General features: G+C 40.6%; 19 protein-coding genes. 7 read left to right on the top strand and 12 right to left on the bottom strand.

All coding sequences use genetic code 11. From position 1 onward, the window contains the following. Positions 1-61: 61 nt before the first annotated feature. The 5 genes from JEY82_RS08170 to JEY82_RS08190 form a co-directional block, all read right to left on the bottom strand. A complete protein-coding gene (locus JEY82_RS08170) occupies positions 62-952 on the bottom strand; it encodes a tetratricopeptide repeat protein (protein WP_304084752.1) in 891 nt (296 codons plus the stop codon). Continuing rightward, complete coding sequence (gene gyrA, locus JEY82_RS08175; protein WP_304084755.1) at positions 949-3,399, bottom strand: DNA gyrase subunit A; 2,451 nt, start codon at positions 3,397-3,399, stop codon at positions 949-951. The genes JEY82_RS08170 and gyrA overlap by 4 nt, the downstream gene beginning before the upstream one ends. Before the next feature lie 35 nt (positions 3,400-3,434). Beyond that, positions 3,435-5,828: a DNA topoisomerase (ATP-hydrolyzing) subunit B gene (gene gyrB / locus JEY82_RS08180; RefSeq protein ID WP_304084757.1), complete on the bottom strand. Its 2,394-nt coding sequence runs from the start codon at positions 5,826-5,828 to the stop codon at positions 3,435-3,437. Further along, on the bottom strand, positions 5,828-6,991 hold the full coding sequence (gene dnaN / locus JEY82_RS08185) for a DNA polymerase III subunit beta (RefSeq protein ID WP_304084760.1): 1,164 nt from the start codon (positions 6,989-6,991) through the stop codon (positions 5,828-5,830). Before dnaN ends, gyrB begins: the two co-directional genes overlap by 1 nt. A gap of 134 nt (positions 6,992-7,125) precedes the next feature. Continuing rightward, positions 7,126-8,430 carry a DnaA/Hda family protein gene (locus tag JEY82_RS08190; protein ID WP_304084763.1) on the bottom strand — a complete coding sequence of 435 codons (1,305 nt, stop codon included), beginning with the start codon at positions 8,428-8,430 and terminating at the stop codon, positions 7,126-7,128. A 252-nt stretch (positions 8,431-8,682) separates the two neighbouring features. Between JEY82_RS08190 and JEY82_RS08195 the strand changes: the two genes are divergently transcribed. Further along, positions 8,683-9,855 (top strand): homocysteine biosynthesis protein, encoded by a 1,173-nt coding sequence (locus JEY82_RS08195; RefSeq protein ID WP_304084766.1) that lies wholly within the window; start codon positions 8,683-8,685, stop codon positions 9,853-9,855. Positions 9,856-10,008: 153 nt separating this feature from the next. Further along, the gene (locus tag JEY82_RS08200) at positions 10,009-10,890 is read left to right on the top strand and encodes a DMT family transporter (RefSeq protein WP_304084769.1); all 882 of its coding nucleotides are present in this window, start codon (positions 10,009-10,011) and stop codon (positions 10,888-10,890) included. Here JEY82_RS08200 and JEY82_RS08205 read toward each other — a convergent pair. Beyond that, on the bottom strand, positions 10,887-12,029 hold the full coding sequence (locus tag JEY82_RS08205; protein ID WP_304084771.1) for a geranylgeranyl reductase family protein: 1,143 nt from the start codon (positions 12,027-12,029) through the stop codon (positions 10,887-10,889). The genes JEY82_RS08200 and JEY82_RS08205 overlap by 4 nt on opposite strands. A 111-nt stretch (positions 12,030-12,140) precedes the next feature. Between JEY82_RS08205 and JEY82_RS08210 the strand changes: the two genes are divergently transcribed. Beyond that, positions 12,141-12,809 carry an HAD family hydrolase gene (locus JEY82_RS08210; protein WP_304084773.1) on the top strand — a complete coding sequence of 223 codons (669 nt, stop codon included), beginning with the start codon at positions 12,141-12,143 and terminating at the stop codon, positions 12,807-12,809. An 89-nt stretch (positions 12,810-12,898) separates the two neighbouring features. Here JEY82_RS08210 and ilvD read toward each other — a convergent pair whose 3' ends face one another. Genes ilvD through JEY82_RS08230 form a run of 4 tightly spaced genes read right to left on the bottom strand, consistent with a single transcriptional unit; the run spans position 12,899 to position 16,543 of the window. Next, positions 12,899-14,566 (bottom strand): dihydroxy-acid dehydratase, encoded by a 1,668-nt coding sequence (gene ilvD / locus JEY82_RS08215; RefSeq protein ID WP_304084774.1) that lies wholly within the window; start codon positions 14,564-14,566, stop codon positions 12,899-12,901. Positions 14,567-14,591: 25 nt separating this feature from the next. Beyond that, entirely contained in the window at positions 14,592-15,473 is an 882-nt protein-coding gene (locus JEY82_RS08220) for an ABC transporter permease (protein WP_304084777.1), read from the bottom strand. Continuing rightward, the gene (gene ftsE, locus JEY82_RS08225; RefSeq protein ID WP_092158020.1) at positions 15,470-16,156 is read right to left on the bottom strand and encodes a cell division ATP-binding protein FtsE; all 687 of its coding nucleotides are present in this window, start codon (positions 16,154-16,156) and stop codon (positions 15,470-15,472) included. Before ftsE ends, JEY82_RS08220 begins: the two co-directional genes overlap by 4 nt. Before the next feature lie 27 nt (positions 16,157-16,183). After that, positions 16,184-16,543: a hypothetical protein gene (locus JEY82_RS08230; protein WP_304084781.1), complete on the bottom strand. Its 360-nt coding sequence runs from the start codon at positions 16,541-16,543 to the stop codon at positions 16,184-16,186. 315 nt (positions 16,544-16,858) lie between these two features. Here JEY82_RS08230 and JEY82_RS08235 point away from each other — a divergent pair, with 315 nt between their 5' ends. From JEY82_RS08235 to JEY82_RS08250, 4 genes are all read left to right on the top strand, one after another. After that, positions 16,859-18,034, top strand: a complete 1,176-nt coding sequence (locus JEY82_RS08235; protein ID WP_304084784.1) for a pyridoxal phosphate-dependent aminotransferase — start codon at positions 16,859-16,861, stop codon at positions 18,032-18,034. Positions 18,035-18,144: 110 nt separating this feature from the next. Then, entirely contained in the window at positions 18,145-19,488 is a 1,344-nt protein-coding gene (locus tag JEY82_RS08240; RefSeq protein ID WP_304084787.1) for a glucose-6-phosphate isomerase, read from the top strand. A gap of 243 nt (positions 19,489-19,731) precedes the next feature. After that, positions 19,732-21,165, top strand: coding sequence for an ATP-binding protein (locus tag JEY82_RS08245; RefSeq protein ID WP_304084790.1), 1,434 nt, complete (start codon positions 19,732-19,734; stop codon positions 21,163-21,165). Positions 21,166-21,212: 47 nt separating this feature from the next. After that, positions 21,213-22,586 carry a sigma-54 dependent transcriptional regulator gene (locus JEY82_RS08250; RefSeq protein WP_304084792.1) on the top strand — a complete coding sequence of 458 codons (1,374 nt, stop codon included), beginning with the start codon at positions 21,213-21,215 and terminating at the stop codon, positions 22,584-22,586. 26 nt (positions 22,587-22,612) lie between these two features. Here JEY82_RS08250 and JEY82_RS08255 read toward each other — a convergent pair whose 3' ends face one another. Next, positions 22,613-23,719 (bottom strand): hypothetical protein, encoded by a 1,107-nt coding sequence (locus JEY82_RS08255; protein WP_304084795.1) that lies wholly within the window; start codon positions 23,717-23,719, stop codon positions 22,613-22,615. Between the two features lie 85 nt (positions 23,720-23,804). Further along, positions 23,805-25,148 carry a glutamine synthetase family protein gene (locus JEY82_RS08260; RefSeq protein ID WP_304084797.1) on the bottom strand — a complete coding sequence of 448 codons (1,344 nt, stop codon included), beginning with the start codon at positions 25,146-25,148 and terminating at the stop codon, positions 23,805-23,807. Positions 25,149-25,250 lie beyond the last annotated feature (102 nt).

Here is a 25,250-nt window from a genome sequence, read left to right on the forward strand (position 1 = left end):
ATTAAAAATGGTGGCGGGATATTTTCCTTAAAGATTAAATATCTCAGCCACCAGCTTTAATTCAAATAGCCCCACCAAAATCGTCAGATTCATTTTCATCATTACCGGTGTCTTTAACTTTAATATTACGATCTTTAACTTCTTTTATTTCTTTTCCACCGGACAATTCAAGTTTCTTTAAATATTCAAGCTTATACTGCACCGCTTGCGGATTAGGATAAGTATCAACGATTCTATTTAACAATTCTATAGCTTCTTTAAATTCATGCTTTTGTTCATGAATATCTGCAAGCAGAAATGTCGCTTTTGCATGAATATTTTCTGGAACATTATCCATTACTATCAATTTATTAAGTTCTGACTCTGCTCTTTCCCACGCCTGAATAAGAGTGAGGGTTTGTGCCATCTCATACAGAGCCTTAGCTTTTATTTTCGAATCATCAGTGCTGCCGGCAAGATCATTATAGGTATAAATTGCCAAATCATAATTTCTTAAATCACGAAAAGTTTTAGCTAATAATGTTCTTGTTGAATCAAGCTGTTCAGACGATTGATCTGGAAATTCTAAACTTTTTTCAAGAGCTTCAACGGCTAATTTATATTGACCGTTTCTTATGTACATCTCCGCAAGCTTACCCTTTAAATCCGCCGCGAGATCGTTCTTGTGACCAAATTCAAGATACATAGCTTCCAGTAAAGAAGCTCCTCTTTCACTGTCATGACGTACTTCTGAATCTATTTTTACGAGGTAATTCCACGCTTCAAACCTGTATTTACCTTGTGGATTATCTTGAAGATATCTTTCAAAGCCTTTTTCAGAATCAACATAAAACCCGCTGATAAAATTTTTACGCGCTTTTTCAATTACCTTAAAATTATCATCAGCGGGTTTTTCGCACCCCTGAACCATAAGGAACAGGGATACGAAAATTAATATAAACCATTGTCTCATGATTCGGTTTCTTCCTCATCAACAAGAGCTTCAACGCCGTCATCCATTACAAGGTCAAATCCGACTGCATGATTATTCTCATCCATTCTAACAAGCCTTACACCCTGAGTTGCTCTTCCTACAAGACTTACGTCTTTAACTCCGAGGCGGATAATTTTATTAGCAGAAGTAAGAATAACAACTTCATCGTCAGTTGAAACCATAATGGAACCAAGAACCTTACCGGTTTTGGTTGTAACGCGCATACTGATTATACCTTTACCACCTCTGGTCTGGAGACGATGCTGCTCAATATTTGTGCGCTTACCGTAACCGCCCTCAGAGATTGTAAGGAGCTGGGTACGTTCTTCATCACCGGTGACAACACCTGAAACAACTTCATCTTTAGGACGGAGGGCAATACCCTTTACGCCGCTGGCAACTCTACCCATTGCACGGGCATCCTGACAGCTGAATCTGATAGAAGTACCGTTCTTGGTAACAAGAATTGCTTCGGAATCAGCATAAACTTCTTTTACCGTGATCAGCTGATCGTCTTCCCTCATACTGACGGCCCTGATTCCGGACTGTCTGCAATTACGGTAAAGAGCAATGCTGGAACGTTTTACCATTCCCTTCTTAGTCACGAACAGGAAGAAGCGGTCTTCTTCAAACTCGCGCATAGTAAGAGCTGTTGCGATCGCTTCATCTTTTTCCAGCGGAAGCAGATTGGCAATATGTGCACCTCTGGCTATACGGCTGGATTCGGGAACCTGATGTACTTTAATTTTGAACATCTTCCCTTTCGTAGTGAACAGCACCAGGAATTGGTGATTCGAAGTTGTCAGGAAAGTATGGATAAAGTCTCCGTCCTTTGTCTGAACTCCTGCAATACCTTTTCCGCCTCTCTTCTGCTGCTGATAATTGGAAAGAGGGGTACGTTTGATATAGCCGCGTCTTGAAAGAGTGATAACTGCGTCATCATCAGGAATCAGATCTTCGATATCAATATCATCAGGATTCTGATCCATAAGCACGGTTTTGCGATCTGTTGAATATGAAGCTCTTATATCAGTAAGCTCTTCTCTGATTACAGATTTCAAAACGTCTTCATTTTCTAAGATGCTTTTGAAGTATTCAATCTTTTTGAGAATCTCAGCATATTCTTCAAGAATTTTTTCATGCTCAAGGTTAGTCAGTCTCTGCAATCTCATATCAAGAATTGCCTGAGCCTGAACCCTTGAAAACTCAAAGCGATCGATAAGTCCGATTCTGGCTTCATCGCCATTGCTTGATGCTCTGATGATTTTTACAACTTCATCAATATTATCAAGGGCAATTTTTAAACCTTCGAGTATATGTGCACGCTTTTCACACTTATCAAGGTCAAACCTTGTACGCCTGATAATAACTTCCCGGCGATGTTCAAGGAAGAAACTAAGAATATTCTTAAGGTTCATCAACATTGGTCTGTTACCGGAAACAGCCATCATGTTGATACCGAAACTGGTTTCAAGCTGAGTGAATTTGTAAAGTGAATTGATAATGATATCAGCGATTGAACCTCTTTTAAGGTCAATAACAATGCGGATACCTTTACGGTCTGATTCATCGCGAAGATCAGAAACACCTTCAATTCTACCTTCTCCGATGAGAAGTGCTATTTTTTCAACTAGTGTTGATTTGTTAAGAGCATATGGAATTTCAGTTATAACGATACTTTGACGACCGTTTTTAAGTTCTTCAACTCCCAACACACCCCTGATCTTAATACTTCCGCGACCTGTTTTATAAGCTTCTTCAAGCCCTTTACCACCGAAACACAATCCCGATGTAGGAAAATCAGGCCCTTTGATGAATCTCATAAGATCATCAATAGAACATTCAGGAGCATCCAGAAGATGCAGAGTTCCGTCTAATAATTCACCTAAATTATGAGGCGGAATATTTGTCGCCATACCGACTGCTATACCAGTTGTTCCGTTCAGCAGAAGGTTAGGAACTTTAGTAGGCAGAACAGTCGGTTCTTGCAGAGAGTTGTCATAGTTATCTCGGAAATCGACTGTATTTTTTTCAAGGTCAGCTAAAAACTCAGAACTGAGCTTTGACATTCTTGATTCAGTATAACGCATTGCTGCCGCAGCGTCGCCGTCAATGGAACCAAAGTTACCCTGACCGTCAACAAGCGGATCGCGCATGGAAAATCCCTGCGCCATACGTACAAGAGCATCGTAAACAGCAGAATCACCATGCGGGTGATATTTACCGATTACGTCACCGACGATACGAGCCGATTTCTTGTATGCTCTGTTATAACTATTTCCCAGTTCGTGCATAGCGTAAAGAATACGCCTGTGAACCGGCTTTAGACCATCTCTTACGTCAGGGATAGCTCGCCCTATGATGACGCTTAGAGAATACTCTAAGTACGATTTTTTAAGTTCTTCTTCGATAGTAATCTGATCCACTATTTTCCTCCGATTGGAAACGGAAATTGCCGGAATTAAATATCAAGCTCTTGAACTGCAAGAGCGTTTCTTTCAATAAATTCTCTGCGTGGCTCAACGTTATCTCCCATCAAATCCATGAAGATTTCATTGGCACCTACAGCATCTTCGATAGTTACCTGCAACATAGACCTTTTATCAGGGTCCATTGTGGTTTCCCACAGCTGCTCAGGATTCATTTCACCCAGACCTTTATAGCGCTGTAGATTGATTCCTTTGTATGCCTCTTCAAGGACTGCATCGAGAAGGTTAAATATTCCGGTGACAGGTATAGTTATCTCACCGCGTTCAATAACAAAATCGTTTCCGGAACATTCTTGTACAATATTCCTGTTCTTTTCAAAAGAATGTCTGAAAAGTTTGGAATTGAAGAATTCAACAGCGAGTCTTGTGCGGTTTCCGTTTTCATTTTCAAAAGTAACATAAACCCGTTCTTCACCATCATCATCTTCACGTTCGATAAAAACTTTAAACCCGGATTTAAGCATTTTACTGACAAATTCTTCAGGATCACTTTCAACAAAATCAGCAGGAGTTATTTTACCTTCATAGCTGATTAAAGCAGCAAAAAGTTTATCAGAAATACCCATATTTATAGCATCAAAAACTTTATTTTTAATAAAGCGGATATCCTCAAGCAGAGTGGCAAGTCTTTCACCTGTGTATTCTTTGTCGTTACTACTTTTGATAATTATATCTTTTGCAACCCTTTGAATAAGCAAAGTATAAAGCTCTATATCGTCTTTAATGAATTTTTCAAATTTACCCTTTGCAATTCTATAAAGAGGAGGCTGAGCAATATACAAATGACCTCTCTGGATGAGTTCTTCATACTGTCTGAAAAAGAAAGTAAGCAAAAGTGTCCGGATATGCGATCCGTCAACATCAGCATCAGTCATAATTACGACTTTGTGATATCTGAGCTTGTTAAAATCTTTTTCACCTTCTTCCTGTCCTATGCCGATACCCATAGCAGTGATAAGAGCACGGATTTCTTTATTACCGAGCATTTTATCAAAGCGGGTTTTTTCAACATTCAGAATTTTACCTCTGAGCGGAAGAATTGCCTGATGTTTAGGATTACGCCCCTGCTTAGCTGAACCGCCAGCAGAGTCCCCTTCAACTATGAATAATTCACATTCTGAAGGATCTTTACTCTGACAATCAGCAAGTTTACCGGGAAGTGAATGGTCAGACAAAGCGCCTTTTCTGCGGACAAGTTCACGAGCTTTTCTTGCCGCATCTCTTGCTCTTGCAGCATCAACAACTTTTTCGACAATTGACTTCGCATCTTTCGGATTTTCCTGAAAATAAGATGAAAGTTTGTCGTAAACCATTGTTGCAACAATACCCATCATTTCGGAGTTACCAAGTTTGGTCTTGGTCTGTCCTTCAAACTGAGGATCACAAAGTTTAACACTCAATACAGCAGTCAGACCTTCACGAACATCTTCACCGGAAAGCTTCTGTTTAAGCTTTTTAGGCAGATCAGAGTTCTGAATATAAGTGTTGATTGCTCTTGTCAGCGCGGTTTTAAAACCGGCCAGATGAGTTCCGCCTTCAACTGTGCGGATATTATTGGCAAAAGTGTGAGTGTTTTCTTTGTAGGCTGTATTGTATTGCAATGCCAGTTCGGTAACTACGTTTTCCACTTCAGTGTAAGCATATACAACTTCACTTACAGCTGTCTGACTTTTATTAAGATCTTTGACAAACTCAACAATACCGCCTTCAGCTTTAAAACTTGCTTTTTCATTGGTTCTTTCATCGAGAAAATCGATTTCAAGACCTTTGTTCAGATAAGCTAGTTCCTGAAAACGCTTTCTTAACACATTGAAATCATAGTGATTAGTCTCAAAAATCTGTTCATCAGGTCTGAAACGGATGGTTGTTCCGGTTGTAACAGCATCACCGATGCATTCCACTTGACCTGTCGGAACTCCTCTCACATACGACTGACGATACATTTTACCGTCTCTCCTGACCGTAGCCTCAAGATGTTCGGAAAGAGCGTTTACACACGATACTCCGACCCCGTGAAGGCCACCTGAAACTTTATAAGCATCGTTGTCGAACTTACCACCCGCGTGAAGAAGGGTCATAACGATCTCAAGAGCGGGTTTTTTTTCTTTCGGATGAATATCGACAGGAATACCGCGGCCGTCATCCGAAACGGTTACACTGTTATCCATGTGAAGTTTAACTTTAATCTTTGAGCAATAGCCACCCATAGCTTCATCGATAGAGTTGTCCACCACTTCGTATACAAGGTGATGAAGACCCCTTGTATCGGTTGAACCGATATACATAGCAGGTCTTTTTCTTACAGCTGCCAATCCCTCAAGGACGGTAATCGAATCGGCTGTATACTGATCTTTGTTTTGAGCCATTAAACATCTTCCTCGCTGTAGTAAGTCTCTTCCTGAACCTTCATAGGCATAACAATTACGAGGTACTCATTGTCCTCATCTCCGGTTAAACCGCAAGGAGCTTCAGATCCTGTCAGAGTAAAGCTGATTTTTCCAGATTGAAAATGACCGAGGATCTCAATCAGATTCTTTGTAGGAAATGCAATACGTTCCATTTCACCGCTAAACTCAACTTCTATGGATTCTGTTGCTGTTCCGACTTCCTGCCCCTGACTGAAAAGAATAAGTTCACCGGGGTTGAACATGAAAGACGCACAACGATTTGAATCGGTATTAAAAATAGAAATACGGTCCAGAGCGTTTGAAAGCTCTGATTTTTCAACTTTCATACGGGAAACATCATCGTCATTAAGCTTTGCCAGAAAATTCTTGTAATTTGGATACTGATAATAACTCAGAGGCATGCTGAAAGTTTCTTTTCCATCAGCAGTCTTAAAGAATAATCTTTTTTCAATAAGGCTCATTTCAATTTCATCATCAGTGAGCCATTTTTTAAGTTCAGAAAGATATTTTTTTTGAATAAGAATGCCTTCCTCAGGAAGAAGAGCATGAATATCATCATTGAAAAATTTAAGTCTTGCGAATTGATGTCCGTTAAGACCGCATGCTTCAACATAGTTTCCGTTTTCATCAGAAGAAGGAACGATGTTCATACAAGCAATTGCTTCCATGCTGTCTTCGTCGCTTATGCAGAATGCAATGCGTTCGATAATTTCAAGAAGAAAGTCACCTGACCAGTACACAGCTCCTTCAGCAGGAAAAGTGGAAAATTTCTGAAACCATGTTGGATCATTTACTGGAAGTTTGTATTTCCTTGATCCTTGCTCTACCAGAATACTTGATCCGTCAGGATCACTTTTGATTACCAGTTCTCCTGAAGGAAGTTTTCTTACCAGATCATAAAAAGCACGTCCCTGAACTCCGGCAAGACCTTCTTCGATGATCTCAGCAGGATAAGTTCCGCAAAATTCAAGATTGGAATCTGTGGACATAATCCTCAAATTTCCTTCTTCACTTTTCAGCCAGATTGTCCGCAAATATGCAGCTCCTGTTTTTGCGGGAATGATGCTGGCAGACTTCTGCAATCCTTCGATGACTTCGTCCCTATTCACCTTTAAATACATATATATTCTCCTTGTAGATTTAGTAAGGTTGGTTCTTATGTTTCTTATTGAGTTAACTATTTAAAAACATTTACTTTTTTTTATACATTCAATGTCATTCATTGTGAACATATAGACACTGTTTATGAACTTGTTCAGTTTGAAACACGTAATAGACACGTATTCTTCAAATCTATCAACACCCTTTTCAAAACCTTATCATCCTTTTGTAATAACTGTATTTTTTTAACAGAATATAGGACTGTACTGTGGTCTTTACCTCCAAATATCCTTCCGAGTGCAGGGTAAGATATTCCTAAAAGATCCCTGCAAACATACATGGCAATCTGCCTTGCGTGTGCAGTCATCTTATGCCGTTTGTTACCGGTAAGGTCAGATGGTTTGAGATTAAAATGCGTTGCAACAGACTTGATCACATACTCGGGAGTGAGAGTCTCATCTGTTTTTTCTTCAGTGTTGTTCAAAATGTTTTCAAAATCTTTTTCATCCATGTTCTTGCGGACAAGTTCTCTGAATGCTGAAAGTTTTATTATTATTCCCTGAAGATATCTGAAATCCTGAAATCTCTGTGAAAGTGTCAGGATTTGGTCTTTGGTAAGCGGAAGCTTCTTAAGTTTGCACTGCTTTTGAATGTAAATAGCCCTTATTTCGAGATCAGGGCGTTTCAGATTCACAATAAGTCCCCACTCCAATCTTGACTTCAGATTCTGATCAAGAAAGCTGTAGGAGGCTAATTTATCGGTGCAGCAGAAAACCATCTGTTTTCCATTTTCATAGAAATTATTAAAAATAGAAATTAATTCCTGCTGGAGTTTTTCGTATTTCTGGATTTGCTTAAGATCATCGAGAAAGAAATATTCAAAATCGAAAAAGTAGTTTCTGGCGCGAATCATATCTCCGCCGAAGCGGACGGAATAAATATTTTGAATATCGTCTATATTTCCGAGAAATATTTTATCAGATTCAACTTTTTTGCTGATCTCGTTTGCAATAGATTTAAGTAAGTGGGATTTACCTGAACCGCTTTTACCGCAGATAACAAAGGGATTAAATGCAACACTGTCGACGTGTGTTACTTCTTTTGCGGAAGCCAGAGGAAAATAGTTACTCTTGCTGATTAGAAAATTTTCAAAAGTAAATTTATGGCCGAAAGGAAAATCAATTTTTTTAGTGTCGGTAACTTGCCCGGCTGTATGAGTTCTTGAAGTGCTGCTGTTGAGGTATGAAACGGAAAATCCTCCACCGAGGAATAAACCTAACTGCTCTTCAAATCTGTCTTGGATGCTGGATCTGAACCATTGAGCGAAAAAAGCATGTGGAAAAGTTACAACTACATCTCCGGTGTCGTCGGAAATATCGAGATTAATAGGGTCAAACCAGCGTTTTAAGTCTGAATCGGAGCATGTATTCAGAAGGTGATTTCTAAGTGCATTCTTCAAGTGATTTATTTTTTTATACCAATGATGTAAGTTGTTGAAATTAAAGAGGAAAAATTTAGTTTTTTTTTCCCTTAAAAAGCATTGTTTCTTATACATTAAAAGAAAGCTTTAGCCAAGACGGATATGCCCTTAAAAACGTTTTAAAAAACTGCTGTCAGGATAAATTACATTTTAAAAATAAAATTGCATTCAAGGGGCTTTTAAGCCACAATCTCTGTTCTTCTAAAACTTAATCAAAATGGAGTCTTTTCAATGGCGAAGACCTTTGAAGTCAACAAGACTATAAAAGAGATAAACGAGCGCATCAAAAATGGTAAGGCTGTAGTTGTCAACGCTGAGGAAATGGTCGAAATTGTCCGTTCCAAGGGTAAAGTTGAAGCAGCTAAAGAAATCGATGTTGTTACAACAGGAACTTTTTCACCGATGTGTTCTTCAGGTATGCTGTTCAATATTGGGCAGGAACCGCCTACAATGAAGACTTCACAGGTTTGGCTGAATAACGTTCCATGTTATGCTGGAATTGCAGCTGCGGACGCTTATATTGGCGCTACAGAGCCTGCTGAGGACGACCCGCTTAACAAAGTATATCCTGGAAGATTTGCTTACGGTGGCGGTCATGTAATCGAAGATTTGATTGCCGGTAAGACTGTTCGTCTTAAAGCCAAAGCTTACGGAACAGATTGTTATCCGCGCAAAGAGATTGAAAAAGATATCACGCTGAAAGATTTACCAAATGCTGTTATGTTAAACCCTCGCAATTGTTATCAAAATTACAATTGCGCAGTTAATATGACCAGCCGTACTATTTATACTTACATGGGGCCGCTTAAAGCTAATCAGCGTAATGCAAACTACGCTACAGCCGGACAGCTTTCACCGCTTTTCAATGATCCGTATTTGAAGACTATCGGTCTTGGAACACGCATCTTTTTAGCTGGCTCTAAAGGGTATGTTATCGGTGCTGGAACACAGCATGTTAAGAATCCAGCCCGTAATGAAAGAGGTATACCTCTCGGCGGATCCGGAACTCTTATGATCAAAGGTGATTTAGAAGGAATGGATCCACGTTATTTCCGCGGTTTGAGCTTCCAAGGTTACGGTTGTACAGCTTCAGTAGGTATCGGTATTCCTATTCCGATTCTTAATGAAGAAATGGCCTGGTTTACCGGCGTAAGTGATGCTGATATTCAGATGCCTGTGAAAGATTACGGCTATGACTATCCTAACGGAATTGGACGTGCTCTTGCTCACGTAACTTTTGAAGAACTTAAATCAGGTGAAATAACAGTTAACGGGAAAGTTATTCCTACTGTGCCGTTAACAAGTCATGTCATTTCTCTTGAAATTGCAGATAAGCTTAAATCATGGATTCAGAAGGGTGATTTCCTTTTAACTGAACCAGTTGAAGAGATTGAATCCACTTAGATTTTCAGATTGTTTTTATTTGTAATTTAGTTTGTTGTTTTTAATAAAAGTTCCGTAGAAATTAATTTTTCTACGGAACTTTTTGTCTTGCGAAATTAGATAATTGTGTTCATTCTTCCCGCTTGTTTTAAAACTCAAACCTAAGTTAAAATAATGCAGTCTAAAAATATAAAAGCTGATGTACTCTTACTGGTTACAGCAATGATCTGGGGAACAGCATTTGTGGCGCAAAGAGTAGGGATGGACTACGTCGGTCCGCTTACTTTTAATGCTGTTCGTTTTGCTCTCGGTGCCATTGCGCTCCTTCCACTTGTCCACAGGATGGACAGGGAAAAAAAGAAAGACGGAACTTACAAAAAACTGGATATGAATCAGTTTTTCAAGGGAAGTTTAATTACCGGATTAGTCTTGTTTTTGGGAGCTTCTTTGCAACAGTGGGGTCTTGTTTACACCACTGCCGGAAATGCCGGATTTATTACAGGTTTATATGTTGTAATTGTTCCTATAATGGGGCTTTTCTTTAAGCAGAAAACAGGATTGCCAACATGGGTTGGTGCTTTGCTGGCGGTAGTCGGAATGTATCTGCTGAGTGTTAACGAAGGATTTAATATATCTTTCGGTGATTTATTAGTACTTATAAGTGCTTTTTTCTGGGCCGCGCACGTAATTGTAATTTCACTTTTTTCATCAAAGATAGAACCTATTAAGTTTGCTATCGGCCAGTTTGTAGCCTGTTCAATATTAAGTTTTATAGGCGCGTTTATTTTAGAAGATGTTTCATTAAGCGGTATTTTTGACGGAGCTATTCCTATCCTATACGGCGGGTTAATGTCCGTAGGTGTTGCGTACACTTTGCAGGTAATAGCATTGCAGGATGCGAAGCCTGCACACGCTGCGATCATACTGAGTTTAGAATCCGTATTCGGGGCGTTGGGCGGATGTCTGCTATTGGGCGAGGTGCTGACAACTCAAGGATTATTCGGTTGCGGGCTTATGCTATGTGGTATGTTGATTTCACAGGTTAAGTCGCATTAATCCCAATATTTTTTCAAAAGAAATTTATATGATCTGATTCCGTGGATCATTTCTGCAAGTTTTGTGGGTAGAGATTTAAACGCTATTTTAAATGAAACGTGTTTGAGCAGTCTTTGAGAATAGAAGAGCGTCCAGCGCAATCTGTTTGAGTAGATAATTTCAGGGAATATATATTTTTGTAAACGTGGAATATAGAATTGAGCGGGATTTTTATTTTCTGAAATACCTTTGGCTATAGCTTCCGCAGCGTATCTTCCAGTCTGTAATGCGTAGAATATTCCTTCTCCGAAAAGAGGCTCTACCAGTCCCGCCGCATCACCTGCCAGTATGGTTCTGCCATAGCAAGGATCTTTGATGTAATTTCCGTACGGAAGTGGAAAGCCGTGTAAAGGAATGGACTCAGGATTTTTGACTCCCTGAGTTTTAAGAAAATTCATGAAAGTAGCTTTAAAATTTGTTGTACAGCGATTCAAACTGCCGATACCTACCACAACCTTGTCTTTTGCCGGAAAAACCCAGATGTACCCTGCCTTAAGGCATCCTATGTATAGTTCAGGCCATTTTACTTCTCTGGGATAATCTTTGGCATCGAAAGTTATTTCGATGGTGGAAGCCATGTTTTCTTTCCAGGCTTTTTTGTCATAAGGAACAAATTTTCTGATAGTGGAATTAACTCCGTCAGTTCCCAGAAGATATTTACCTTTGAAAATTTTGTTACTTTTAGTTTTTATTTCAGCATCTTGATAATTGCAGTGAACTATTTCTTCCGAGGTGAAAATATGCGCCCCGGCATTTGCAGCTTTTTTAAGAAGAAAGTAATCAAAGACTTCTCTGTTTACGAAACGGAAAGGAACCGGTGATGCTCCGTCCTGTATTTTATGATCTCGGTAATAAACGGAATATTCGGCTGCTTCGTAGTCAATAAGTCCATTATCAATTATATCTTTTTCGTTACAACCGTATATTTTTTCCAGAGTTTTCATCGTCTTGTCGGTAATAAGTCCACCACAAAGCTTTTTTCTGGGGAATTCAGCCTTGTCGATAATAGCTACTTTAAAACCTTTTTCAGCGAGGATATATGCGGCTGATGAGCCTGCTGGGCCTCCCCCTGCAATAATGACATCAAATTTACCTGGCACAAGAACTCCTGATAAAATCAGTTATTAGTTCGTAAAATCTTCTAACAAGATTTGCATTCATAACCTTTAGAAACCTGCTTTCGCAAGCAAGACCTTGGATATTTTTAAACTATGAAAAAAATTGAAGGAATAATTTTTGATTTTGATGGAACTCTCGCAGAATTAACCATTGATTTCAATGAAATGAAAAAGAGATTAAAGGCGATTGGTAAAGCTTTTTTGGACCCTTTGCCTGAAACCGATAACCTTCCGGCACTTGAGTGGGTTGATCATATTGCAGCCTGTCTTGCAACAGATGATCCTGATCTCGGGAAAGAATTTCACACAAGATGCAGATTTTTAATAATTTCAATGGAAATTGAAGCGGCAAAACATGGAAAATTGTTTCCGTTTACCTATTCAATTTTATGTGGATTGCAACAAAGCGGTATAAAAACCGGAATCATTACACGTAATACCTCGGTTGCGGTAAAAACAATACTCCCTGATGTTGAAAAAATGTGCGGTTGTTTTTTATCCAGAGACGATGTGGACAATGTGAAGCCTCATCCAGAGCATATTTTAAAAGCTCTCGGTGTCATAAATTTATGTCCTGAAAATGCGTTGATGGTAGGTGATCACCTGATTGATATTGAAACGGGAAAAAGAGCGGGAACACTGACAGCAGCTGTAGCAACAGGCAGAATGTCAGTCGAAGATTTAAAAAAAGTAAAGCCGGATTTTATAGCAAAAGATTGTCAAGAATTGATGGGTATTTTGAAAGAAATGGGTAGGGTTTAGGCTGGATTGCTAAAAGTTTTCGTAGGAGATTAAAAAGGGGACTATTTTGAAAAATAGTCCCCTTTTTATATGCTGAAAGCTAATAAAACTTATTTTTTATAAATAGCGCCAGTAGACGCTGAAGTTACATTTTGGCTGTATCTTTTCAGAAATGCTGAAGGCATTTCTTTCTGGATAGGTTTGAATGTTTTCATTCTGTCGGCAATTTCATCATCAGTAAGAACTACATTTATTGAACGGCCGGGAATATCAATTTTTATTTTATCTCCGGTCTGAACAATACCGATGGTTCCGCCTGATGCTGCTTCGGGTGAAACGTGTCCGATTGCTGCTCCGCGTGTTCCGCCGCTGAAGCGACCGTCAGTTATGAGTGCTACATCTGCGCCAAGGCCCATGCCCGATATTGCGGATGTAGGTGTCAGCATTTCGCGCATACCCGGTCCGCCTTTTGGTCCTTCATAAAGAATGACAATCGCATCTCCTTTGACAATTTTACCGCCCAGAATAGCTTCAACAGCTTCTTCTTCGGAGTTGTAAACTTTGGCGTTGCTGGTTGTTTTCATCATTTCGGGAGCAACCGCAGACTGTTTAACAACACATCCTTCCTTGGCGATGTTACCGAACAGAATAGCGATTCCGCCTTCGTTGCTGTATGGATTATCAATAGGGCGGACTATTTCGTGGTCTTTAACGCATGCGTTAAGTTCTTTGATATTTTCGCCGATGGTCTTGCCTGTGACAGTCATGGCATCCAGTTCGATACGTCCTGATTTTGCCAGCTCGGCAAGCACAGCCTGAATTCCGCCTGCATCGTGCAGATCCTGAATATGATGAGGTCCGGCCGGTGAAAGTTTGCACAGGTTTGGTGTGTTGCGGCTGATTTTGTCAAATATAGTCAGGTCCAGTTTAAGACCTGCTTCATCAAATATTGCGGGGAGATGCAACACGGTGTTAGTTGAACAGCCGAGTGCCATATCCATTGTAACCGCATTTGTGAGACTTTTTTCAGTAACGATATCGCGTGGTTTAATGTCTTTTTCCAGCAGATCCATTACTCGTGTACCTGCTCTTTTGGCGAGGCGGATACGGTCAGCCATTACAGCCGGTATGGTTCCGTTACCGGGCAATGCAAGTCCGATTGTTTCGGAGAGGCAGTTCATTGAGTTTGCTGTGAACATACCCGAGCATGATCCGCAAGTAGGGCAGGCGCTTTGTTCAAGATCAGAAAGTTCATTTTCAGTCATGCTACCGGTTTTAACCTGACCGACTCCTTCGAAAACAGTAATCAGGTCGACTTTTTTGCCGTCCTTTTTACCTGCCAGCATGGCCCCGCCGCTGACAATAACTGTAGGAATATTGAGCCTTAGAGCTGCCATGAGCATTCCCGGTACGATTTTATCGCAGTTGGGAACCAGAACCAGAGCATCAAATGGATGAGCGGTGGCCATGATTTCAATGGAGTCAGCAATAATTTCTCTGCTCGGCAGGGAATAGCGCATTCCGGCATGGTTCATTGCCAGTCCGTCACAGACTCCGATGGCGGGAAATTCCATTGGAACACCGCCGGCAAGGCGGACACCGTCTTTAACGGCTCTGACGATTGTATGTAGATGAATGTGACCGGGAATAATTTCGTTGGCAGAATTGCATATACCGATAAGGGGTCTGTTCATTTCATCTTTAGAAAGACCCAGTGCATATAATAAGGAACGGTGAGGGGCTTTTTCCAGCCCGCCTGTCATTTTTTTACTTCTCATAAAGTCCTCTATCAAATTATTAAAATTAGCCGCGTACAGCGACAAAACTGCTCAGCATTCCGATCAGAGTGACAGCTCCGATGAGAGCTCCGCATTGTTCAGGCGGCAGAAATGTCAGTTTCATAAATAGCGGCGGAAAATTTAAGGCGTCCTCGAAAAATTTTTGCGCACCGTAGAGTGTTCCAAGTGCTATGGAACTTCCCAATAAACCGAGCAGAGCTCCTCCGGTAAGAAGCGGCAGACGGATAAACCATTGTTTTGCGCCTACTAAAGAAAGAATTTCTATCTCGTCTTTACGAGTCATGAGTGAGAGGCGGATGGTGTTACCGACTACAAGTGCAACGACTAGTCCCAGAAATCCGATTATGGGCCATATTACGGATTGTGTAAGGTTGATCCAACCTCTGGCTAAATCAATCTGTAAAGGATTGTAATGAACCTTATCAACAAAAGGAAGAGCTTTAAGCTGGTTGAGAAGATCGGTTGCCCACATTTCATTTTCAACCCCCGGCTCAACTGAAAAAGCCAGCAGTGCGGTTGGTTGAAGTGGATTATTACCTTCTTTCATCCATGCAAAGTCATCGGTTCCGCTTAGAGCTTCGGAAAGTTGTTTCAATGCTTCGTCAGGCGTAAATGTTCTGATTTCTTTTAATCCATCAAGCTTTGAGAGTTTTTCCCATTGCTTGCTGTATTGGTCAGAAGATGTTTCAGCCTGCCAGAAAAGCTGGATTTGAACTTGTCCTCTGCTTTTCAGTAATTCCTGATTTACGTTATGCAGGGTGACCATAAAAAGTCCTGCAAGCAGAGAAACCATTGTGACTGCAATGAGCGTAAAAAGGTTTGCCCAGGGATGAAGTCCTAAATCCCGTATCCCTCTGCCTATCAGTCTGAAAAGAAGAAAAATCATAGGTTTAACTCCGAAAGGATATAATCCGGAGGCTCACATATTTGCCCGTCTTCAAGGTGAATAATTTTTGCATCCGGCACTGTGCGGAGTATTTCACGGCTGTGAGTGGCCATTATTATGGTTGTTCCGTGGGTGTGAAATTGCTTGAACACATCCATCAGGTGCATGGAAAGTTCAAAATCTAGATTGCCTGTGGGTTCATCTGCAAGGATCAGTTTGGGATTAACTACCATTGACCTTGCAATTGCCACACGTTGCTGTTCACCGCCGGAAAGTTTGTGGCAATTGGAATAGGTTTTACTTTCGAGGCCCAGAGCGCGTATGATAGCCCTGACTCTTTTATCTATTATGGATTTGGGCATACTTCTGACTGTAAGTGCCAGAGCCACATTTTCATAAACTGAGCGGTTCGGTAAAATTTTAAAATCTTGAAAAACCACTCCGAGTTCACGCCTCAGATTTGGAATATGTTTACGTTTTATATTATGCAGATCATATCCTGCTACGCTTGCCTGCCCTCTTGTTACCGGCAGAGCTCCATAAAGCAGACGCATAAGTGTAGTCTTGCCTGCCCCGGAATGTCCGGTGAGGAATATGAATTCTCCCTTATCAACATGCAGAGAGATATCTTTGAGTGCCCAGTTTGAGCCGAAGCTGTACGACAGGCGATTAAGTCGGATCATATTAAATAGTGCCTTGTTGTTGAAAGGCTAGAATTTTACGTTTAAGTTCTGTCCTTCAGAAGTTGTGCATGATCCTGTTCCGCCGGATTCAAATCCTTTGACTAAATCATTTACTTTAAAGTTGCATTTCATGCTTTTACCGTCGTTACTGAACATAGTGACAGATTTAAGGTTACTTTGTATTTTACCTTTATATACTGCTCCGTCCGGAAGCTCTGAAACAATGGAGTACGTGGCGTGTGATTTCACGGTTGGATTTCTGGTTGCAGACATTTTAACCGATCCCAGATCACTGTCTCCGATTGTAACGTCACCATTCATGGGAACGGCAGCACATGCGGCAAGGGTCATAAGCAGTGTAATCAAAAAAATTATTCTGTAGGTCATTTTTAGCTCCTGATTTGAGATCTTAGCAGGGGTGAACCTGATTTGCAAAAAGGTTTGTTTCGGTTAATGGTTATAAAATCACGGTGGAAAGCAGGATATATCCCACAGAAAGATTTACGTTCATCTTCTTTTGAATTATATTTAATAAGTCATATAAGCAAAGTATGTTCAAGATTTCTAACCCAAATTTGTTTTATAAAAAAGAGTGGTAATCGGTAACTGGTCATTTTTGTGAAAATTGCTCCCGATGTCAGTGGGGCAAAAGCAAGTCATTGATCGGGGAATAACATATAACTGAAGCAGCAGGAAAGCGATATGAAAATTTCTGAAAGACTTATGAGAGCAAAGCCGTCCGCAACTTTGGCGGTCAATGCAAAAGCACAGGAACTGCGCGCACAGGGCAAAGAAATTGTCAGCCTTGCGGTTGGCGAACCTGATTTTCAGACTCCACAACATGTTTGTGATGCTATGAAAAAAGCTGTCGATGAAGGTTTCACCCGTTATACTCCGGTTCCCGGAATTCCTGAACTGCGCACAGCTGTTGCCGGTTATTACAAAAGATTTTACGATGTTTCAGCCAAAGCAGAAAACACAATCATCAGTAATGGCGGGAAACATTCGCTTTACAATCTATTCATGGCTCTGATCGATCCGGGTGATGAAGTTCTTATTCCTGCTCCTTATTGGGTTAGTTATCCTCCGATGGTTGAACTTGCAGAAGGTAAACCCGTAATAGTTCCGACAACTGCTGAATCCGGTTTTCTTGCTCAGGTTAAAGATCTGGAAGCGGCTTGTACTTCTAGAACAAAAGTTCTTGTTTTAAACACTCCTTCCAATCCGACAGGCGGACATTACCCTCAGGATCATCTTACTGAAATTGCTGAGTGGGCTAGAAAGAAAGGAATTTTCATTATTTCAGATGAAGTTTATGATAGACTTGTTTACAAGCCTGCGACTTATTCTACACTTTCTAATTTTTGGGAAAAGTATCCTGAAGACGTAGCTATTGTCGGCGCATTATCCAAAAGCTTCTGCATGACCGGATGGCGCGTTGGAACTTCACTTGCTCATCCTGACTTAGTTAAAGCAATGATTAAAATTCAGGGACAATCCACTTCGAATGTTAATTCCATGACACAGAAAGCTGCTGTAGCAGCATTCGAAGGTCCTTGGGACTTGATTGATAAAATGACTGTTGCCTTCCAGAGACGCAGAGATCTTGCTTATGATATTATTTCTTCGTGGCCCGGAGTTATTTGTCCTAAACCTGATGGAGCATTTTATCTGTTCCCCGTTTTGAATACTTTCTTCGACGAAGAAACACCTGATTCCGCTTCCATGTGTACTAAGATTCTGGAAGAGGCAGGCATTGCTCTAGTCCCCGGTTCCGCTTTCGGCGATGACCGTTGTATCCGCTTTTCCTATGCTCTTGATGATGAGGTTCTCAAAACTTCATTGGAAAAAGTTGGGAAAGTGTTGATGAAAAAATAAAATGTTCGTAAAGATAGTCATATTTGATTAGTAATAGGATCTTACCTCTCCCGGAAAAGATTAAATCTTTCCGGGAGAGGCTTACGAACCCTTAATCGCGGAGATCGAGTATGGCAGCGAACATTATTGACTGGACTGACAGTTGGCAGGATAAGCTTGATATAAAATCAAAGTATGCTTCTGCGGATGCAATTTCCGCCAGATTCAGCAAAGAAGTTGCCGAAGGTAAATTACCATTTTGTTCCATGCCGTACATGGCGGAACTTCTATATGATCTTGAAGGTCTTGAGGACTACGTTAAAGGCTTTGATCACATGTTGCTGCTCGGAATCGGCGGTTCCGCCCTCGGAGCAAGAGCATTGCAGAAAGCTTTTTTCTCAGAGCAGGATGAACCCTGTCACAAAGGCCCCTGGTTTTGGATAGGCGATAATGTCTGCGCCAAGACCCTTGAATCTTATCTTGAAAAACTTCCTCTTGAAAAAACTTTAGTTGCAGTTGTTTCCAAATCTGGCGGGACAATTGAAACTATCAGCCAATATTTTCTAATCCGTAAAAAGATGCAGAAGAAGCTGGGCGAGAAATGGAATCGCAATTTTTTGTTTGTAACAGACAAGAAAAGCGGTTTTCTTCGTGAACAGGCTGATGAGCTTTCTATTCGTACTTTAGACGTTCCCGACAATCTTGGCGGAAGGTATTCTGTTCTCTCGGCTGTGGGATTGCTTCCTGCAATGTTTATGGGAATTGATTATCGTTCGTTGGTGGAAGGAGCTTCCGCTGTATTGTCTCCGCTTGCGTCTTCCACTCTTGATGCTGAGACACTTCTTAACCATCCATCATATAAAATAGCCTGCTGGAATGCCGCATTGATGGAAAAAGGTTATAATGAGCTGATATTTTTCTCTTATATCCCTCAGTGGGCTTGTTTCGGACAATGGTTTGCCCAGCTATGGGCTGAAAGTTTAGGTAAGGAAGGTAAGGGTAGTCAACCTATTCCGGCAGTCGGTGCAACTGATCAGCATTCTGTTAATCAGATGTTTTTAGACGGGCCGCGGAACAAGGGGTGTTTGTTTTTAACCTGTGATTCACTTCCTCACGGAGAAAAGTTCCTTGAGGATATCCCGGATAAATTTTCATATATCAAAGGAAAAAGTTTTGGCGATTTGATTCACGCTGAAGGGCTAGGAACAAAAATGGCCCTGTCGGCCAACGATGTTCCTTTAGTAGAATTTAAGATGGCTGAGGCTTCCGAAGAATCAGCCGGACGATTGATGGGGGTTCTTATGGCGGCAACCATTTTCACAGGCTGGATGATGGGTATTAATCCGATTGATCAGCCGGCAGTTGAACTTGGAAAGCGTCTTGCCAAAGCTCGTTTAGGAGCAGATGGATTGCAGGAAGAAAAAAATGATCTGGAAGCTTTTTTGAGCACCAAACGCGAAGAACAGATTTTTTAAGATTTGAGAAATGATTTCGCTTTCAGCTGGACCAAAGGGGATAATCCCCTTTGGAAACCCTATTTGGTAAGATATATAAAAATCGGTCGTTCATATTAATGGATGACCGATTTGATTTTGTTGCATAAGGCTTATAAAGATGATTTCACAGGATTAGGTTGAATAATGAAATCAGTTTGCCATAACTATGATTCTTAAAGGGTAAAGTCGGCATTATTGCCTTTAAATAAGGAGCCTCAACACTTGGATTCTAAATCTAAAGATCCGCAGATGCAGTCTTTTCAGCTGGTTAAATTGCTATCATGGACTTTGCTGGTAGTCATTGTAGCAAGCAGCTTGGGCCTTTCTGTTTTTCTTGCGAAGCATGCAGATGAAACCCTTCTTGAAAAGCATAAGGAATTTGCACTGTTACAGGCTGAAAACCTTAATCATCAGATATATAGGCGTTTTATTCTGCCGACGATCATAGGTTATGGTAAAATCGGGTTAAAAAACGAAGAACAGATGGACCGTCTGGATCAGGTAATTCGTTCTACTGTTCATAGTTATAAAGTCAGTGAAGTGCGTATTTATGATCCCAGCCTTATTATTTCGTATTCATTGAATAAAGAGAATATAGGGAAAGACGATTTAGGCGGTGAAGTTATTAAATCCGTTCTTGAAAGCGGTAAGCCGAAATATGAATTTATAAGTAAAAAGTCTGCGATAGGCGCTATTTTTGATTTTAATATGCGTCCGGGAACAATGCTTTTGAAGATAGTTTATCCTCTGCGTTCAGAACAGAGTTTGAATATTGATGAAAATATCATTATGGGAGCCTTGGTTTTAACTCAAGATATTACTGAAGATTACCAGTCAGTTATAAATTTTGAGAGGCTGATACTCTTTACATCGTGTTGTTCAGCGTTGATTTTATTTGCTACCATCATGATGATTATCAAGCGTGCAGATATCATTAATGCACAGCGGATGAAAGACAGGCAGACTTTCGAAAGGGAGCTGAATCAAAGTGAAAAGCTTGCAAGTATTGGGCGTATGGTTTCGGGTGTTGCGCATGAAATACGTAATCCTTTAGGAATAATAAGTTCCAGTTCAGAGCTGCTTCTTAAAAGAATGAAAGATGTCGATCCGATGAATACGAGAATTCTTTCGGCTATTCATGAAGAGTGTAAAAGGCTCAGCCGTACTGTCAGCGATTTTCTTGATTACGCAAGGCCTCGTAAATTAACGTTTGTTTTAATTGATCCTTCTGATTTACTTGATAAAATAGCTACTTTTTTAGAACCGAAATGTCATGAAAGCGGTATTGAGATTAAGCTTGAATATGCGCATGGTCATAAAATATGTGCTGATGAGGATTTGCTTTATCGCGCTTTTTACAACCTTGTCGGGAATGCTGTGCAGGCCATAGAGAAGGACGGCAGTATACGTATTTCTATCAATGAAGTTGCAGATGGATTATCAATTGTTTTTTCAGACACAGGACCGGGCTTTAACGCTGATATAATCGATAAAGTTAAAGATCCTTTCTTTACAACTAAAGACAGCGGAACGGGTCTCGGGCTTGCAATTGTAAGTAATATTGTGGAAAACCATGAGGGAAGATTAACTGTAGGGAATAATCCTGAAGGCGGCGCGCGGATAGAAGTCTTTTTATCTGCAAAACATGATTGCTAGCACTTTTATCGGTGCTGATTTAAAAATTTTGGATAGAGTAATAATTTATGGCTACTAACATTTTGATATTGGACGATGAACAGAATTACCTCCTCATTCTTGAAGCTATGCTTTCCGATGAGGGATATAATATTACTGCGCTTTCAGACCCCGAAACAGGTCTGGCTTTTCTCGATGAATCAGAAGTGGATCTGGTTATAACTGATATGAAGATGCCGAAGCTCACCGGACGCGATGTTCTTGAGCATGTTAAAAAGAATTTTTCCCATATTCCTGTGATCATTATGACTGCGTTTGGTTCAATTGAGTCAGCCGTTGAAGCTATGAAAATAGGGGCCTTTGATTATATTACCAAGCCTTTTGCCAATGAAGAGCTGATGCTCTCAGTAACAAAGGCCGCCCAGTTCGCGAAAACGCAGCGTGAAAACAGAATGCTTCGCGAACAGATTAAAGATCGCTACTCTCCGAACAATATAATTGGTCGTTCAAAACCGATGCTTCAGGTTTTTGAGATGATTCAAAAAGCCGCTCCGGGCAATTCGACTGTTCTTATTACAGGAGAATCCGGTACCGGTAAGGAATTGGTAGCTCAGGCTCTACATCAGTCTTCTCCGCGTTGTGATAATCCTTTTATATCAGTAAACTGCATGGCTCTAAGTGCTGGAGTGCTTGAAAGTGAGCTTTTCGGTCATGAAAAAGGGTCTTTTACCGGCGCTGTAGCTCTTAGGCGCGGACGCTTTGAAATGGCGGACAAGGGAACACTTTTTCTTGATGAGATAGGCGAACTTTCGCATGACATGCAGGTTAAGCTTCTAAGAGTATTGCAGGAAAAAACAATTGAACGGGTAGGCGGAGTTGAGTCTATAAAAATAAATATCCGAATTGTTGCTGCGACTAATAAAAATTTAAAGGAAGCTGTTGAGAATGGAACTTTCCGCGAAGATCTTTATTACAGACTCAATGTTGTGAGTATTGAACTTCCTCCGCTTCGTGAGCGCAGAGAAGATATTCCTTTTATGATTGATCATTTTTTAGCTAAGTATTCAGCGGAGAATAATAAAAAGTTTGAAGGATTTTCACCTGCTGCGATGGACTACATGTCCGCTTATGAATGGCCGGGAAATGTTCGTCAGCTTCAAAATGTTATTGAACGCTGCGTTGTTCTTACTTCCGGAACGGTTATCAATACGGATGATCTGCCCGCTGAAATTAAAGACGAAGAAGCACAGTTTAAAAGCGCTGTCGATTTATTACCTACTAAAATCAACCTGGCTCAGGCCTTAGATAAAATTGAGGCAACTCTTGTTCGCAGAGCCTTGGTTCAAAGTAATTTTGTGAAAGTTGATGCCGCTGAAATGCTTGGACTTTCTAAAAGTCTGCTTCAGTATAAGCTGAAAAAATACAGTATCAGCGGGAAATAGTTTGATTGAAGGTCATCACCCCTTCGTTATTCCTGAAAATCGTAGACAGTATAGCTGCTCATAAGCTCGAGCAATATATATGGGCTGACGTTGTTTCTAATACATATTATAGCGTCAGTTATCATTTTCATTTTAATTTCAAGCTCCAAAGTATACGCTTTTTTGCGCTCGGCTAATATTTTTCGCAGATATTTTTCATCCATCTTTGCAAGAATCAGTGACAATCCTTTGTTGAAAAATTGGTCATCAAACTTTTGGGTGTATTTTTCCATTTCCGCTTGCCCGTTTTCATCTTCAATAAGCTTCAGTTTGAAAAGACTCATTGCAATATCTTCGGGCGGAAGGCGGCCTTTTACCGCAGGATAAAGCAGAAGCGGTCCGTGTTTTAATAAACGGCTCAGCATCGCTGCATTGTCTGGAAAGAATGCGGCCAACTTTGAAGCAATTTCGTTTGAGTCTTGCTTGCTGTTTATCGAAAGAAAGAAAATTTCAATCAGGTCCACCCGTTTTTTATAGTCTTCGAGAATTCGAGTGCGTAATTTTTTTGATTCTTTAAGAACAAGCATGTCACTAGCGTCATCAATTGATAATCTGAAAATTGATGAGCTGAATGTGTCGTCCAGCCGCTCTAAAATGAGGTTTTGAACTTCAGGTTTCCTGCCGAAAAGTTTTTTGCTGTTTTTAGCCGCCAGATTCCACCACGAAATAAGATCATGTAAATCATTTTGGTTAAAATCAAATCTTGGAAGTGAGTCTGAGAAATGTTTGATTTCTGCTGACAGATCAAAAAAAGAATCATCTATCTCAACAGTCGGGGCCGGTCTTATAAATCCGGATTTTACAAGATTTTCTACACGATCAAGTAATGCTTCGCAGGCTTGCTCAATTTCAATGGTGCTAAGTGATAATTGTTCTGAAAAATAAGATTCAAGCAAGGAAGAAATTTTTTCTTTGCGGACGGTATTCAGATTTGAAAGGATTATTTCTTTTGATTGTTCTGAAAGAATAACGAGAATTTTTGCAGTTGTTTCATTACTGATATCGCGGGTGAATATTTCCTGAAGATAGTAATCCGGCATCAAGGTCAGTGATTCAAGCCTTTGATCGGTGTTCAGGTCGGATATTTTGATCATGAAAGCTTTCTCCATTGTTTATAAACTCAAAATCCCTCCCGCATGACACGGAAGGGATTTAATATGTTCTTCGTAATCGTGAGATTTAAAGAACGGGCAGGTATGTTTTGAGTTCGTACTCAGTGATTTGAGTCCTGTAGGCATCCCATTCTTTAATTTTATTTTTGTATAAATTGGTATGAATGTGTTCGCCGAGACATTCTTTGACCAATTCACTCTTTTTCATAGCCACAGCAGCTTCATATAAGTTACCGGGAAGAGCCGTTATTCCATGTTCTTCAAGGGTTGGAGCATCCATTGCGAAAACGTTTCCTTCAATGGGGTCCGGAAGTTTGTACTCTTCTTCTATTCCTTTAAGGCCTGCAGCCAGCATAACAGCAAAGCATAGATATGGATTTGCTGCCGGATCAGGAGAACGCAGTTCCATTCTGGTCGCGCATTCTTTACCCGGTTTATACATAGGAACGCGTACAAGCGTAGAGCGGTTTTTTCTGGCCCATGCTACGTAGACTGGCGCTTCATAGCCCGGAACAAGGCGTTTGTAAGAGTTTACCCACTGATTCGTTACGCAAGTGAATTCCGGACAATGCTTTAAAATTCCTGCAATGTAGCTTTTTCCTTCAGGACTGAGATGGTATTCATCATTGGGATCAAAAAATACATTTCTTCCGTTTTTAAACAGAGATTGGTGAACGTGCATACCGGAACCGTTAACGCCATACATAGGTTTAGGCATAAAGGTCGCGTAGATACCGTGTTTGCGGGCGACTTTTTTTACTATTACACGGTAAGTCATGGCGATATCAGCCATTCTCATACATTCAGAATAGCGAAGGTCAATTTCATGCTGGCTCGGAGCTACTTCGTGATGGCTGTATTCGACATCATATCCCATTTCTTCGAGAGAAAAGATGATGTCGCGGCGGATATCATTACCAAGATCAAGAGGGGGGGCATCAAAATATCCGCCCTTATCGATTATTTGGGTACCCTTTTCATTAGCGAATAAGAAAAATTCCAGCTCCGGTCCGACATAGAAAGTGTATCCCTTGTCAGCGGCTTTATTGAGGGTTTTTTTGAGTACCCATCTGCTGTCTCCTTCGTAAGGAGTTCCGTCGGGGTTTTGAATGTCGCAGAACATACGGGCAACAGGGCGTTGGGATGGTCTCCAGGAACATATTTGAAAAGTTTTAGGGTCAGGCAATGCGATCATGTCTGATTCTTCGATTCTGGTGAACCCAAGAATGGAGGAGCCGTCAAACCCCATTCCTTCCTCAAATGCTGATTCTAGTTCTTTAGGAGTGATCTGAAAGCTTTTCAGTGTTCCGAGAATGTCTACAAACCAGAACTGAACAAAGCTGATATTGTAGTCTCGTACAGCTTTAAGAACATCATCTGCATTTTTGCAATTAAAGATAGGTGCATCCATAGTTGCTTTCCTCCTGATTGAAGAAGTTATGTTTAGTATGTGTTGACGTCGTCAAAATATGTTTAACGTATTGTCATATATTCAAAAAAAAGATGAAGGCTT

It is taken from the genome of Maridesulfovibrio ferrireducens, from assembly GCF_016342405.1.
Lineage (GTDB): Bacteria > Desulfobacterota > Desulfovibrionia > Desulfovibrionales > Desulfovibrionaceae > Maridesulfovibrio > Maridesulfovibrio ferrireducens_A.

Bases quoted from the DNA above. Each gene is read 5' to 3' on its own strand.
- JEY82_RS08170 (WP_304084752.1), bottom strand. From the start codon at position 952: ATGAGACAATGGTTTATATTAATTTTCGTATCCCTGTTCCTTATGGTT.
- gyrB (WP_304084757.1), bottom strand. From the start codon at position 5,828: ATGGCTCAAAACAAAGATCAGTATACAGCCGATTCGATTACCGTCCTT.
- dnaN (WP_304084760.1), bottom strand. From the start codon at position 6,991: ATGTATTTAAAGGTGAATAGGGACGAAGTCATCGAAGGATTGCAGAAG.
- JEY82_RS08195 (WP_304084766.1), top strand. From the start codon at position 8,683: ATGGCGAAGACCTTTGAAGTCAACAAGACTATAAAAGAGATAAACGAG.
- JEY82_RS08200 (WP_304084769.1), top strand. From the start codon at position 10,009: ATGCAGTCTAAAAATATAAAAGCTGATGTACTCTTACTGGTTACAGCA.
- JEY82_RS08210 (WP_304084773.1), top strand. From the start codon at position 12,141: ATGAAAAAAATTGAAGGAATAATTTTTGATTTTGATGGAACTCTCGCA.
- ilvD (WP_304084774.1), bottom strand. From the start codon at position 14,566: ATGAGAAGTAAAAAAATGACAGGCGGGCTGGAAAAAGCCCCTCACCGT.
- JEY82_RS08220 (WP_304084777.1), bottom strand. From the start codon at position 15,473: ATGATTTTTCTTCTTTTCAGACTGATAGGCAGAGGGATACGGGATTTA.
- ftsE (WP_092158020.1), bottom strand. From the start codon at position 16,156: ATGATCCGACTTAATCGCCTGTCGTACAGCTTCGGCTCAAACTGGGCA.
- JEY82_RS08230 (WP_304084781.1), bottom strand. From the start codon at position 16,543: ATGACCTACAGAATAATTTTTTTGATTACACTGCTTATGACCCTTGCC.
- JEY82_RS08235 (WP_304084784.1), top strand. From the start codon at position 16,859: ATGAAAATTTCTGAAAGACTTATGAGAGCAAAGCCGTCCGCAACTTTG.
- JEY82_RS08240 (WP_304084787.1), top strand. From the start codon at position 18,145: ATGGCAGCGAACATTATTGACTGGACTGACAGTTGGCAGGATAAGCTT.
- JEY82_RS08250 (WP_304084792.1), top strand. From the start codon at position 21,213: ATGGCTACTAACATTTTGATATTGGACGATGAACAGAATTACCTCCTC.
- JEY82_RS08255 (WP_304084795.1), bottom strand. From the start codon at position 23,719: ATGATCAAAATATCCGACCTGAACACCGATCAAAGGCTTGAATCACTG.
- JEY82_RS08260 (WP_304084797.1), bottom strand. From the start codon at position 25,148: ATGGATGCACCTATCTTTAATTGCAAAAATGCAGATGATGTTCTTAAA.